The organism is Pseudomonas sp. zjy_15, from assembly GCF_043101865.1.
Classification (GTDB): domain Bacteria; phylum Pseudomonadota; class Gammaproteobacteria; order Pseudomonadales; family Pseudomonadaceae; genus Aquipseudomonas; species Aquipseudomonas putida_Y.
The window spans coordinates 185288-198967 of sequence record NZ_JBICII010000030.1 but is presented as its reverse complement, the minus strand read 5'-3'; the positions used below and the strand labels follow the sequence as shown (position 1 = coordinate 198967).

12 protein-coding genes are annotated in these 13680 nt (G+C 61.9%); 9 read left to right on the top strand and 3 right to left on the bottom strand.

What is annotated here, in order from left to right; translation table 11 throughout:
- Both ACF8EF_RS05255 and ACF8EF_RS05250 read left to right on the top strand, forming a co-directional pair.
- On the top strand, nucleotides 1-3642 hold a 3642-nt coding region (locus ACF8EF_RS05255), incomplete at its 5' end, for an immunoglobulin-like domain-containing protein (RefSeq protein WP_392460381.1).
- Nucleotides 3643-3787: 145 nt separating this feature from the next.
- The gene (locus ACF8EF_RS05250) at nucleotides 3788-4129 is read left to right on the top strand and encodes a hypothetical protein (RefSeq protein WP_021782542.1); all 342 of its coding nucleotides are present in this window, start codon (nucleotides 3788-3790) and stop codon (nucleotides 4127-4129) included.
- Between the two features lie 69 nt (nucleotides 4130-4198).
- On the opposite strand, the gene ACF8EF_RS05245 is transcribed toward ACF8EF_RS05250, so the two are convergent.
- Nucleotides 4199-4759, bottom strand: a complete 561-nt coding sequence (locus ACF8EF_RS05245; RefSeq protein ID WP_070096106.1) for a WYL domain-containing protein — start codon at nucleotides 4757-4759, stop codon at nucleotides 4199-4201.
- A gap of 207 nt (nucleotides 4760-4966) precedes the next feature.
- Here ACF8EF_RS05245 and ACF8EF_RS05240 point away from each other — a divergent pair, with 207 nt between their 5' ends.
- The 7 genes from ACF8EF_RS05240 (at nucleotide 4967) to ACF8EF_RS05210 (ending at nucleotide 12981) form a co-directional block, all read left to right on the top strand.
- Complete coding sequence (locus ACF8EF_RS05240) at nucleotides 4967-5761, top strand: tetratricopeptide repeat protein (protein WP_209968845.1); 795 nt, start codon at nucleotides 4967-4969, stop codon at nucleotides 5759-5761.
- 132 nt (nucleotides 5762-5893) lie between these two features.
- A complete protein-coding gene (locus tag ACF8EF_RS05235; protein WP_176685295.1) occupies nucleotides 5894-6346 on the top strand; it encodes a MarR family winged helix-turn-helix transcriptional regulator in 453 nt (150 codons plus the stop codon).
- Nucleotides 6343-8430: an FUSC family protein gene (locus ACF8EF_RS05230; protein WP_176685294.1), complete on the top strand. Its 2088-nt coding sequence runs from the start codon at nucleotides 6343-6345 to the stop codon at nucleotides 8428-8430. Before ACF8EF_RS05235 ends, ACF8EF_RS05230 begins: the two co-directional genes overlap by 4 nt.
- Nucleotides 8427-8639: a DUF1656 domain-containing protein gene (locus ACF8EF_RS05225; protein ID WP_176685293.1), complete on the top strand. Its 213-nt coding sequence runs from the start codon at nucleotides 8427-8429 to the stop codon at nucleotides 8637-8639. The genes ACF8EF_RS05230 and ACF8EF_RS05225 overlap by 4 nt, the downstream gene beginning before the upstream one ends.
- Nucleotides 8636-9511: an HlyD family secretion protein gene (locus ACF8EF_RS05220; protein ID WP_176685292.1), complete on the top strand. Its 876-nt coding sequence runs from the start codon at nucleotides 8636-8638 to the stop codon at nucleotides 9509-9511. The genes ACF8EF_RS05225 and ACF8EF_RS05220 overlap by 4 nt, the downstream gene beginning before the upstream one ends.
- A complete protein-coding gene (locus ACF8EF_RS05215) occupies nucleotides 9508-10926 on the top strand; it encodes an efflux transporter outer membrane subunit (protein ID WP_209968832.1) in 1419 nt (472 codons plus the stop codon). Before ACF8EF_RS05220 ends, ACF8EF_RS05215 begins: the two co-directional genes overlap by 4 nt.
- A 144-nt stretch (nucleotides 10927-11070) precedes the next feature.
- Nucleotides 11071-12981 carry a cytochrome c/FTR1 family iron permease gene (locus ACF8EF_RS05210; protein ID WP_209968830.1) on the top strand — a complete coding sequence of 637 codons (1911 nt, stop codon included), beginning with the start codon at nucleotides 11071-11073 and terminating at the stop codon, nucleotides 12979-12981.
- 63 nt (nucleotides 12982-13044) lie between these two features.
- Here the strand turns inward: ACF8EF_RS05210 and ACF8EF_RS05205 are convergent, their stop codons facing one another.
- Nucleotides 13045-13290, bottom strand: a complete 246-nt coding sequence (locus ACF8EF_RS05205; protein WP_021782549.1) for a TIGR02647 family protein — start codon at nucleotides 13288-13290, stop codon at nucleotides 13045-13047.
- Nucleotides 13291-13359: 69 nt separating this feature from the next.
- Nucleotides 13360-13662: a hypothetical protein gene (locus ACF8EF_RS05200; protein WP_021782550.1), complete on the bottom strand. Its 303-nt coding sequence runs from the start codon at nucleotides 13660-13662 to the stop codon at nucleotides 13360-13362.
- Between the last annotated feature and the right edge of the window lie 18 nt (nucleotides 13663-13680).

Sequence of the window (13680 nt, the reverse complement as noted above, 5' to 3'; positions counted from 1 at the left end):
ACCGAAGGCGGCGAGATCACCTACACCATCACGCTGACCAACAAAGATGGTCTGCCAATCAACAACCACAGTGCCTTGACCTTTACGCTGAGCGACGGCAAGACCGTCATCACCGTGCCGGCCAATGGCACCGTGGGTACTGCCACTGTCACTGCCCCGGACAACGTCTACGTCGGTAGCAACGACCCTGTCGTGATGTCGATCGCTACCGTTGACGGCGCAGACGTTGGCAAGTTCGAACAGCTGACACTCGACAAGACTTCGGTCAGCACCGCCGTGACCGACGAACCAGGTTCGGGTACTCCGGGCACCGGCAATCAGGGCGACGCCACCACGGTCGGTATTACCGGCACGACTTCGCTGACCGAGGGCGAGACCGGCCAGTACACGCTAGCCCTCAGTAACGCGTCCAAGTCCGAAGTCACTATCACCCTAAGCTACAGCGGTACCGCCAACAACGGTGAGGACTTCACCGGTGTCGCGACCGTGAAGATCCCGGCCAACAGCACAGGTACGACGTTCAACATCGCTACCATCAACGACAAACTGGTCGAAGGTACCGAGAACTTCGTTGTGAAGATCGAAACCGCCACGGGTGGTAGCTTCGAGAACCTGCAGATCGATAGCAGCAAATCGAGCGTGACGACCACCATCCTCGACAACGACCATCTGCCCGTTTCGCCTGGCAGCGCGGTATTTGGCGTGGAGGACACCGATTACGTGTTTGCCTGGGGTGATTTCAAAGTCACTGATGCCGATGGCAACACTAACCTGTCCGTGACCATCACCTCGCTCCCGGCCGCCGGCAACTTGCAGTTCTTCAACGGTACTGCATGGGTGAATGTGGTCGCTGGCCAGGTGGTCAGCCAGGCAGATATCACCGCCAAGAACCTGAAGTTCGTTCCGGCCCTGAACCAGTCGGGTGCGGACAACTACGGTGGTAATGGTGTGGGTAACCAGAAGGCTGACTATGCCCAGTTCAAGTTCAAGCCGAACGATGGCACCAACCTGGGCAGTGAAGTGACCATGAAGGTCGATATCAGCCCGATTGCCGACAAACCGACCCTGAGTTTCGGCAGCGCCGATATCGAGTCCAAAGGGCTGACGAAGGAGGTCTGGACCAGCCTCCAAGGCCTGGGTACTGGCGGCAACGGCATTACCGGCGAGGATCTGAAGACGGTCTTCGCCAACTCCGGCAGTTCCAATTTCAGCAGCACCACTACCAACGTACAATCCGATGGTAGCGTCACCGCTGGCACCGGTTCGAAAACGTCGGGCCTGATCTACCTGGAAGCCGGCAAGGTCTATACCTTCAGCGGTTCGGCCGACGACAGCTTCGTGGTCACCATCGGTGGCAAGACTGTAGTCACGGCCACCTGGGGAGCCGGTGGCGGGGTGTCGGGGACCTTTACCCCGAATACCAGCGGCTACTACCCGATCGAGGTCTACCATGCCAACCAGTCCGGCCCAGGCAGCTATGACCTGAACATCCAGGTAGGCTCCGGTGCCGTTACCGACCTGAGCAGCTCGAACGTCAAGATGTACCAGAACGTTACCGAGATGGCCAACGCCGGCCTGGGCGTGTCCGATCTGCACACTGTGAACGGTCAAAGCTACTACGACGGCTACAAGCTCAACGAAGGGCCTGAGGGTGGCTCGGTGAAGCTGGTGGGCATTTCCACCGCCCTGACCGACACCGACGGCTCCGAAAGCCTGAACGTGACACTCAGCGGTATCCCGAAAGGTACCGTGTTGAGCGATGGTGCAGGCCACACGGTTACGGTTGGTACTGCCCCGGTCGACGTGACAGGCTGGAAACTCAGTAGCCTGACGCTGACCCCGCCGGCCTATTACAAAGGCTCGTTCGACATCACGGTTACCTCGACTTCCACCGAAAGCCTTGGCGGCTCGGCCATCACCACCGGCAATATCCCGGTGACGGTGTACGCCGCGACCTACAAGGCCAGTGTGGGCACCTCGGGCAATGACACGATGACCGGTAGTGAAGGCAACGACATCATCGTCGCTGACGTATCCGGGCTGAACGTGGTTCAGGGCAAGAACTACAACATCGCCTTCATGGTCGACAGTTCGGGCAGTATGAGCGACAAGTCGATTGCTGACGCCAAGACGCAGTTGGCTTCGGTGTTCAATTCGCTCAAGGCCAGCTTGGGCTCGGACACCTCGGGTACCGTGAACATCTTCCTGGTCGACTTCGATACCCAGGTAAACAAGAACGTAGCAGTGAACCTTGCCGACCCGGACGCTTTGAGCAAGTTGCAAGCGGTATTGAACTCGATGGTAGGCGGCTACTACGGTGGCGGTACCAACTATGAAGACGCGTTCAAGACCACGTCCAACTTCTTCAACAGCACCATGGCCACCAGCAACAAAGGTGCGGAGAACCTGACTTACTTCATTACCGACGGTAAGCCAACCTATTATCAGAGCGGTGAGTCCACCAACCCTAGCCTGTGGAAGAATGGCAAGAGCCTGGACGATGTAGTCAACGTCAACAATTACAAGATGGGTGACACGTTCAGCGCGTGGGCCGACGCGACTCACAAGGTCGAGATCAGCAGCAATGGTGTGGTCAAAGTGCTGACCTATACCGAGAACCGCCGAGGTGAGTTGGTGCTTGACTCCACCAAGACGGTCGGCACCCTTCATGCACAAGGTGATGGTACCTATGAACTCTCCAGCCTGGGCGGTACCGGCTACGCGGATTACTGGAACTACGTCTACTCGGCCGCAGGTTCTACTGAAAGTTTCGCAGTCTTGGGCGGCACCAATGGCTTGAGCAAAGTCCAGGCTATCGGCCTGAACAGCGATGTCACGCTGAACGATCTGAAACCTTATGACAGTGCCGGCAAGCCACAGACCAATATCGACCCGTCCGATTTGGCCAAGGCGATTCTCGGTCACTCCGAAGCAACGGTGCCAGGTGCCGATACCATCGATGGCGGTAACGGCAACGACATCATCTTCGGTGACCTGATCACCCTCAACGGTGTGGTCAGCGAGGGCTACCAGGCCCTGCAGACGTACGTTGCACAGAAGAGTGGTGTTGAAGTCAGCGCTGTCACTACCAGCAATGTTCACCAGTACATCACCGAGCACTACACCGAGTTCGATATCTCCGGTGCCAAAGACGGCATCGACATCCTGTCGGGCGGCAATGGCAATGACATCCTCTTCGGCCAAGGTGGTAACGACACGCTAAGTGGTGGCAAAGGTAACGACATCCTGCTGGGCGGTACTGGCAATGACACCCTGATCGGTGGCCAGGGCGACGATATCCAGATCGGTGGCAGCGGTGCCGACACCTTCGTGTGGAAGGCTGGCGACATCGGTAACGACGTGATCAAGGACTTCAACAAGGCCGAGGGTGACCGTATCGACCTGAAGGATCTGCTCCAGGGCGAGAAGGGCAGCACCATCGATAACTACCTCAAGCTCACCACGGTGGAGGGTACGACCACGTTGCAAGTCAGCAGCGAAGGCAAGCTCAACGCCGAAGGTGGTATCGCCAACGCCGACGTGACCATCAAGCTGGAAGGGGTTAACTGGTCCAACCAGACGATCAACTCGTTGATCAGCGGTGCCGACCCGACCATCATCATCCACAACAAGGACAGCTGATAGACCACCGGGGCCGCATAGCGGCCCCGGCTCTTTCCTGTCACCCGCCAACAGCGCATACTCTGGCGCCGGGCCTGCGCGCCCGGCGATCTTTGCCTATGCTGCTGTCTACCAACAAGGAACCAACGTGACGAGGGACATCGCCATGTTCTACGTGCAACGCAACGCCGCCGGCCAGTTGCTGCGGGTGGAAGCAGCCGCGTTTGATCAGTTCACCGAAATACTCCCTTCAGACCATGCCGATATCCAGGAATGGTTTGCCGATGATGTTGTGGAAAACAGCCTCAACCAGCTCAAGCAAAGCGACCTTGACATGATCCGCGTGCTCGAGGACCTGATCGACGTGCTGACCGCCAAGGGCGTGTTCAAGATCACCGACCTGCCCGCCGGCGCGCAGGCCAAGCTGCTCAACCGCTCCACGGCGCGCAAGGCGCTCAGCAGTCTCAATAACCTGATTGACGAAGAAGAGCAGGGCGGGCTGATCTAACAGCGAGCTGGTTCCCGCGACAGTCGCCGCCGGGTTGGTGTTCGGAGCCAGCGAAGAGGCCGGTACAGGCTACAAATTCTGGTACTGAGCCGCCGCATTGCTCAGAATTTTGCCAATCTCTTCCCGCAAGCCGGCAGGCTGCTCTACCACCACCCCGTCCCCATGGCTCAACAGCCACCAGCGTAATGGCCAGCCGTCACTTACCGTGCCGCGTAACCGATGCCCATGCTCCAGTGCCGTCAGCTGCATGTCGCTGCTCAACGGCGCATCCCGCAACTGCCGCGCCAGTGCATCGCTGATTCGCGCAACCAGCTCCACGCCCTCACCCTGCGATGGCTGCAAGGCATCCCCGCGCAGATGCGTCAGCAGGTCGAAATTACCGCGCAATTCGCCCACGGCACTGGCCGACCAGTGCCAACCGAACGGAATGCTCTTGTCATTGCGCTCCAGTGGGAATATCAGAGAAAGCTCGTTGAGGTCACGCTCGACAGTGCGTTTGCTGACCGTGAAGCCCACGTCGCGCAGGCGCCAGACCAGCTCGGCGCTGGTGATGCCTGGGGAACGGCTGGGCAACTGGCGCAGCAGCGCCCACTGTCGGCTGAGGGTGGCGCGAGTGGTGGCGAACGGCAAAAGATAACGTCCTTGTCTAGGCTTGCCGCAATAGGATGGCGGCATGCGAGGGGCATGGCAATTGGCCACAGCCTGCTCAGATCAAGGAAGTCGCATTTGGTTGCCTCGTGCCGAATCGTTCGCGACAGGTTTTGACGTGACGTCGCGCAGAATCACGCCTCATCACAGCCGAAGGTTGGGGTTGTGCGTCGTTCAATGAGGATGAACATGTCTGTTGCCAGCAATATCCATTCGCTACTTGCACGCCTTCTGCCCGAGCGGGTCATCGCCCCACCTGCCCCTGCAGGAAGGCGACAGCGGCTGTTTTCCGGTGTGGGCTTGCCCAGCCAGCGATCGCTGCTGGTCAACCGCCTGGATGAGGCCAACGACTTGCAGGCGGTGTATGTCGACCTGCGCCGCCAGGCATTGCAAGGCAGCGTGTCCGCATTGAACGACCTCGGCTGGATCTGGCTCAACGGCAAGTACTGGCGGGCCGACACCGTGCTGGCCGGGCACCTGTTGCGCATGGCGGCCCTGCAGGGCAATGCTGCTGCCTGGTTCAACCTTGGGCAGCAGCACTACTTCGGCAAAGGCATTGACCCTTCATATGTGCAGGCGGCGGAGTGTTACCGGCAGGCCTTCGACCGGGGCATGCTGCATGCTGCCGCCGCATTGGGTGACCTGTATGAGGAGGAGGTGTGCGACGGTGACCTGAAGTGGCAGGTTGACCTGGTGCAGGCCTATCAGTGGTTCTTGCGTGGAGCCGAACAGGGCGAGGCGCGTTGTCGTTTTGAAGTGGGTTACCGGTTGATGCATGGGCTGCACGTAGAGGCCAACCTCAAGGCAGCGCTGTACTGGCTTGAGCTGGCGGCAGCGGCGGGGGTGGTGCAAGCGGCGGAGGAACTGGCGGTGCATTTCAGCAGCCGTGACGCGCTGCGGTATCAGGAGTGGCGGGACCGGGCGGTGCAGATGGGCAGCACATTGGCGCTGACCATGAAGCTGGAAGACCAGATCCAACCCTGAGTATTTCTCTCCAGTGCTGGCTGAAAATGAACAACATTCAACCCAGGCTATTCGTCGCCCCCTGTTGACGACAGGGGGATGTCGGGGCGTATATTGATAGTTAGCAAACTATGAATATATTTGGTTCTCTTCATGTCCCTTGATCTCCTGCGGCTGCAAGTCAGCAGTGGCCTGGTAGTCGCTGCCCGTCACTGGCGGCGCATCTGTCATACCGCCTTGACCGGCTACGGCATTTCCGAGGCCTGCGCTGCGCCGCTGCTGATGATCGTGCGCCTGGGCGACGGCGTGCACCAAGTGGCTGTGGCCCAGGCCGCCGGCCTGGAAAGCCCGTCGCTGGTACGCCTGCTTGACCAACTGTGCAAAGCTGGCCTGGTGTGCCGTAGCGAGGACCCACTGGATCGCCGCGCCAAGGCACTGAGCCTGACTGCCGAAGGCCGTGCCTTGGCCGAAGCCATCGAAGCCGAACTGGTGCGCTTGCGCCGCGATGTGCTCGGCGGTATCGACCAGGCCGACCTGGAAGCTGCCTTGCGTGTGCTTCGTGCCTTCGAGGCTGCCGGCCTGGGCAGCGCAGGCGGGCTGGCATGAACGGCTTCTTCAGCTCCGTTCCTCCGGCCCGTGACTGGTTCTACGGTGTGCGTACCTTCGGCGCCTCCATGATTGCCCTGTACATTGCCCTGCTCATGCAGTTGCCGCGTCCCTACTGGGCCATGGCTACGGTGTACATCGTCTCCAGCCCGTTCGTCGGCCCGACCAGCTCCAAGGCGTTGTACCGTGCCGTGGGCACGTTGCTCGGCGCTGGCGGGGCAATCTTCCTGGTGCCGCCGCTGGTGCAGTCACCGTTGCTGTTGAGCATCGCCATTGCCCTGTGGACCGGCACCTTGCTGTTCCTTTCGCTGAACCTGCGCACGGCCAACAACTATGTGCTGATGCTGGCCGGGTATACCCTGCCGATGATTGCCCTGGCCGTGGTCGACAATCCGCTGGCAGTGTTCGACGTGGCCTCTTCTCGCGCGCAGGAAATCTGTTTGGGGATTGTCTGCGCGGCGGTAGTCGGGGCTATCTTCTGGCCACGCCGACTGGCGCCGGTGGTAGTCGGTGCCACCGGAAACTGGTTCACTGAGGCCATTCGCTACAGCGACACCTACCTGGCCCGAGATGCCAGTGCCGACAAGGTCGGCGGGATGCGCGGTGCGATGGTGACCACCTTCAACTCGTTGGAGCTGATGATTGGTCAACTCGGCCACGAAGGCGCCGGCCCGCATACCCTGAAGAACGCTCGCGAACTGCGCGGGCGGATGATCCATCTGCTGCCGGTGATCGACGCCCTCGACGATGCACTGGTAGCCTTGGAAAGCCGCGCCCCGGCCCAGTTCGCCCAGCTTCAACCCGTGCTTGAAGCCGCTCGTGAATGGCTCAAAGGCACTGCCGAAAGCGCTTCAGTAGCGCACTGGGCCATGTTGCACGAGCAGATCGGCCGCCTGCAGCCCGCTACAGCCGCCCTCGACCAGCGCGCCGAGCTGCTGTTGTCCAACGCCCTGTATCGCCTGACCGAATGGGCCGACCTGTGGCAGGACTGCTGCACCCTGCAGCACGCCCTGCGTACCGATGATGCCAAGCCTTGGCGTGCGGTGTATCGCCATTGGCGCCTGGGCCGCCTGACAGCGTTTTTCGACCGTGGCCTGATGCTCTACTCGGTAGCCTCCACGGTTCTGGCGATCGTGGTCGCCTGCGGCCTATGGATCGGCCTGGGCTGGAACGACGGCGCCAGTGCGGTAATCCTCGCGGCAGTAGCGTGCAGCTTCTTCGCTGCCATGGATGACCCAGCACCGCAGATCTACCGGTTTTTCTTCTGGACGCTGATGTCGGTCATCTTCTCCAGTCTGTACCTGTTCTTGGTACTGCCCAACCTGCACGACTTCCCGATGCTGGTGCTGGCCTTTGCCGTGCCGTTCATCTGCATAGGCACGCTGACCGTGCAGCCGCGCTTCTACCTGGGCACCTTGCTGACCATCGTCAACACGTCGACCTTCATCAGCATCCAGGGTGCCTACGACGCCGATTTCTTCACCTTCCTCAACTCCAACCTGGCCGGTCCCGTGGGCCTTCTGTTCGCCTTTATCTGGACCCTGGTGATGCGCCCGTTCGGCGTGGAGCTGGCGGCCAAGCGCATGACCCGCTTCGCCTGGCGTGACATCGTTGAAATGACCGAGCCTGCGACCTTGGCCGTACACCGTCAGGTTGGCGTACAGATGCTCGACCGCCTGATGCAGCACCTGCCACGTCTGTCGCAAACCGGCCAGGACAGTGGTGTGGCGCTGCGCGACCTGCGCGTGGGGTTGAACCTGCTCGACCTGCTGGCGTACATGCCGCGCGCCGGCCAGCAGGCTCGCGAGCGCCTGAACACTGTGGTCGAGGAAGTCGGCGCGCACTACGCGGCCTGCCTGCGTGCCGGCGAACGCCTGCATGCCCCGGTCGCACTGCTGCGCAACATGGAGCGCGCGCGCCTGGCGCTGAACCTGGACGAGCTGTACGAGCGTGGCGATGCCCGCACCCACTTGCTGCACGCCCTGAGCGGCTTGCGCCTGGCGCTACTGCCGGGGGTGGAGGTGATGCTCGAACCTGCCGAACAACCACAACTGCCCCCCGGGCTCGACGGAGCGCCCTTGTGATTGGTGAACTGGATATCAGCGGGGTGTTTCTGCCCACGCTGCTGGTGATGATGCTTGGCACCTACCTGCTGTTCCTGGGGGTGCACGCGGTGCTGGTGCGCCTGCATTTCTACCGCCTGGTCTGGCACCGGGCGTTATTCAACGTTGCCCTGTATGCCGTGCTGCTCGGCGGGGTGGACCACTTTTGTCGAAACCTGATGCTGCCATGAAAAAACCTATACTGACCCTGGGCCGTGTGGTCCTGACCTTGCTGGTAGTGACCTTCGCCGCCGTGCTCGTGTGGCAGATGGTGGTCTACTACATGTTTGCCCCCTGGACCCGTGACGGCCATATCCGCGCTGACGTGATCCAGATCGCCCCCGATGTGTCGGGATTGATCCAGAAGGTCGAGGTGCGCGACAACCAGACCGTCAAACGCGGCGACGTACTGTTCACCATCGACCAGGACCGCTTCACCCTGGCGCTGCGTCAAGCCAAGGCAACCCTCGGCGAGCGCCAGGAGACCCTGGCCCAGGCTTCCCGCGAAGCGCAGCGCAACCGCAAGCTGGGCAACCTGGTGGCCGCCGAGCAACTGGAAGAAAGCCAGTCCCGCGAGTCCCGTGCCCGTTCGGCCGTCAGCGAGGCGCAAGTGGCTGTCGATACCGCCCAGCTCAACCTTGACCGCTCGGTGGTGCGCAGCCCGGTAGACGGCTACCTCAACGACCGCGCGCCGCGTAACCACGAGTTCGTCACCGCTGGCCGCCCGGTGCTTTCGGTGGTCGACAGTGCCTCCTACCACGTCGACGGCTACTTCGAGGAAACCAAGCTGGGGGGTATCCATATTGGTGACGCCGTGGATATCCGCGTGATGGGCGACAACACCCGCCTGCGTGGCCATGTGCAGAGCTTCGCCGCTGGTATCGAAGACCGCGACCGCAGCAGTGGCGCCAACTTGCTGCCCAACGTCAACCCGGCGTTCAGCTGGGTACGCCTGGCCCAGCGCATTCCGGTGCGCATCGCCTTTGACGAAGTGCCGCAAGACTTCCGCATGATCGCCGGGCGTACTGCCACGGTGTCGATCATCGAGGGCCAGCGCCCATGAAACAGCTGATCCTGGCTGGCCTGTGCCTGTCGCTGGGGGCCTGCATGATGGTGGGCCCCGACTATGAGGTGCCTGGGGATGCGGCCGTGCAACGCAATGACCTGAACGGCCCGCTGCGCCAGGATGCCGACAGCGTCGTGTCGGCGCCGGTCCCCGAGGACTGGTGGCAGCTGTATCAGGATCAGCGGCTGAACGAGCTGGTGCGTCAGGCGCTGAGTGCCAACACCGAACTGCGCGTGGCGGCGGCCAACATCGCCAAAGCTCGCGCCCAGGTGGAGGTGGCTGAATCGCAAGGCGGCTTCAACGGTGGCGTCAAACTCGGCGCTCAGCGGTTGCAGGAGTCGGGCGAAGCCTTCCTGCAGCCTGAGAAGGTGCCGGTAGCCAACATCGGGGAGGCCATCATCAGTGCCTCGTACCAGTTCGACCTGTGGGGCACCTTCAAGCGTGGTACCGAGGCTGCCAAGGCAAATGCCGACGCGATGCAGGCCGCTGCCGACACTGCCCGCATCACCCTTGTGGCGGACGTGGTCAAGGCTTATACCCAGGTGTGCTCGGCTAACGAGGAATACCATATTGCCCGTGAGTCGCTCGATTTGCAGGAGCAAAGCGTGAAACTCAACCAGCGCCTGCGCGATGCTGGGCGTGGCGATGAAACCCAGGTCACCCGCTCGCAGACCCAGTTCAAATCCCTGCGTGCCGAACTGCCACGTTTCAAGGCCGAGCGCGAGACGGGTATGTACACCCTGGCTGCGCTGCTGGCCAAACCGGTCGACCAACTGCCTGCCGGAACCGCCGATTGTGCCGAGTTGCCGCACCTGAACCAGCTGGTTCCTGTGGGCGATGGTGCGGCCCTGCTCAAGCGCCGCCCCGACGTGCGACAGGCCGAACGCCAACTGGCTGCCGCCACCGCCTATATTGGCGTGGCTACCGGCGCGTTGTACCCGGACATCAGCATTGGCGCGCAGGTTGGCACCATCGGTATCCTGGAGAACCTTGGCGAGCCTTCGACCAACCGCTGGGGCTTTGGCCCGCAGATCAGCTGGACCATCCCCACCAATGGCACCCGTGCCCGCATTCGCATGGCCGAGGCCTCGACCCAGGCGGCACTGGCGCACTTCGATGGCGTGGTGCTGAACGCCATTCGCGAGACCCAGACCCGGCTGGCACAGTACAGCGCCTTGCTCGATCGGCGCGATGCGCTGGCCGAGGCGGAGAAGTCGGCCAAGGAAGCGGCGGACCAGACGCACCGGTATTACCAGGCGGGGCGTGAGTCGTTCCTGGCGGATTTGCAGGCGACGCGGACGTATACCGATATGCGTGCGCAGTTGGCTGCGGCCAATAGCCAAGTGGCGCAGGGGCAAATTGCCTTGTTCCTGGCGTTGGGTGGTGGTTGGAAGGGGATCGCCAAGCCCTGACGCGATCCTTGAGGTCTGGTCCTCTATGCCACCCACTTGATCTGATTTGTAGCAAGATTTTTCATGAAATCTGCCCAGCACCCTTGAGTGAAGCAAAGTGGAAGTGAACAATGTTCTCTTTCGCATTCACCTTCGAGACTGGCCATGAATACCCGTTCCCGTCTGCTTGCCTGGCTGCCGGCTTTGCTGCTTGGCCCGGTGCTGGTGCTGTGCAGCACCTTGGCGCTGGCCGAGTCCCCCGCCGAGGCTGCCAAAGCCCAGCACCTGCTGGATTACATTGGCGCCGACTACCCGCCGACCGTACAAGACGGCAAGGTGATCGACGAGGGCGAATACCGCGAGCAACAGGAGTTCAGCGCGGTATTGGCTGACCTGGTCAAAGGCCTGCCCGCAAATACTGAACAAGCGGCTTTGGAGCAGGGCGTCCAGGCGCTGCGCCAGGCCATCGACCAGCGTCAGGAAGGTACCGCGGTCGCCAAGCAGGCCCGGCAGCTGGGTGCGCGACTGGCGGTGGCCTACGAGGTCAGCCAGGCCCCGGTGATTACCCCGGACCCAGCCCGCGGCGCTGCGCTGTACGCACAAAACTGCTCGGTCTGCCACGGCGACACCGGCGCCGGCGATGGCCCGGCTGGCGTGGGCCTGGAGCCTGCACCCGCCAACCTGCGCGATGTCTCGCGCCTGGACCAGTTAAGCCTGTTCGACCTCTATAACACCCTGGCCCTGGGTATCGATGGCACCGAAATGCCGTCGTTTGCCGACCAGCTGGACGACCGCCAACGCTGGGATGTGGCCGCGTATATCGCCAGCTTCACCGCCAAGCCGGAAGCGGGCAAAGGTGACAAGACCTGGAACCTCGCCGACCTGGCTCGCCAGACGCCGGCCGAAGTCGCCGCCAACGAAGGCACTGCGGCCGTCGAGGCATTCCGTGCCCAGCGTGCCCAACCGCCGCAAGTAAAGCGCGGCCCGGCGCAATTGCTCGAATACACGGCCAGCACACTGGACAAGAGCCTGGCGGCCTACCGCGCAGGCGACCACGATCAGGCTTATGACCTGTCGGTGGCGGCCTACCTGGAGGGTTTCGAGCTGGTGGAAAGCTCGCTGGACAACATTGACACCCAGGCGCGCAAGAACACCGAAAAATCGCTGATGGCCTACCGTCAATCCCTGCAGGACGGTCTGCCCGTGGCCCAGGTCGAACAGCGTCTGGCCGAAGCCAGAACCAAGCTCGAGCAGGCGGCCAAGTTGCTGGGAAGCGATGGTCTGAGCTGGTCGCTGAGTTATATCTCCGGTTTGCTGATCCTGCTGCGCGAAGGCCTTGAGGCGATTCTGGTGCTGGCGGCGATCCTGGCCTTCCTGCGCAATACCGGGCAGCAGTCGGCAGTACGCAGCGTCAACATCGGCTGGGGCCTGGCACTGGTTGCCGGCTTCGCCACCTGGGCGCTGGCGGCCTATGTGATCGATGTGGGGGGGGCCCAGCGCGAGCTGCTGGAAGGCTGCACAGCACTGTTCGCTGCAGTGATGGTGCTATGGCTGGGTGTGTGGATGCATGACCGCCGCCACGCAGCCGCCTGGAAGGACTACATCAAGAGCAGCCTGGTCAGCGGCGGCGGGCGCTTCGGCTTTGCTGTGCTGGCATTCTTCTCGGTATACCGCGAATTGTTCGAGGTGATCCTGTTCTACGAGACCCTCTGGCTGCAGGCAGGCCCTGCCGGGCATCAGGCGGTGCTGGCGGGTGGCGCGACGGCACTGGTGCTGCTGGTGGGCCTGGCCTGGGTGATTCTGCGGGGTTCGGCCAAGTTGCCGCTAACGCTGTTCTTCAGCATCAACGCCGCGCTGCTGTGCGCGCTGTCGGTAGTGTTCGCCGGGCATGGCGTGAAGGCGCTGCAAGAGGCCGGTGTGCTGGGCACACGGCCGGTGGCGTTCTTTGAGTTCGACTGGCTGGGGATTCATGCCGATGCCTACTCGCTGTCGGCGCAGGCGGTGGCCTTGCTGGCCATCGTGTTCCTTTACGGCCGCTCGTGGCTGGCGGAAAGGCGCAGTGCTGCGGCCAACTGACTGGAACCTGCGCGGTCCCACAGGGGGCCGCGCTAGGTCTCAGATCTTGCGCAAGCCTGATGTTCAGGCCGGCTGTGGCGCCTTGAGAATGTTCTGCAGCAACTGGACACTTTCAACGGCGTCATGACCCAGACTGGTCAGGTAGCCGCCATCCGGTTGATCGGTCAGCCCCTTCTCATGCAGGCGTTGTGCAGCCGCGATCAGGGCGGGGGATGCGGTGCTGGTTATCTTGATGCCTTCCTGGCTGCTGTCGTGTTTGAACAGCGCGAGTACTTCCAGTTCGTCGATCAGATCGGGGGTAAAGGGCATGGCAGCTCCTGACTTCCAGACAAGGATGGCGGCACCGTCAGCGGTGCCTGATCTTCGAGTGTAGCCGGGTTATTCGTCGTCGCCTTGATCCATCTCAGGCGGCAGCTCCGGCAGTGCCCGCAGAGCATTCTCATACCACTCGCCGTTGAATGCACGGTCCTCTACCAGCATGTTGTCAATTTCGAAAGCCAGCACATGGGCCATCAGGTTCAGAATGTCTTCACGCTCATAGCCGACCAGCGTCAGCTTGTTGAAAGTCGCCTTGGCCGCAGGCGGCTCGCCGCTCTCGATCTGGTTTTCGATGGCTTGGGTCAGCGTTGCCTCGGCGAAGGCTTCGTCGTCGTCATTGCCGATGTCGGTGGGCTCGCTCATGGCGGTACTCCTAGGGTG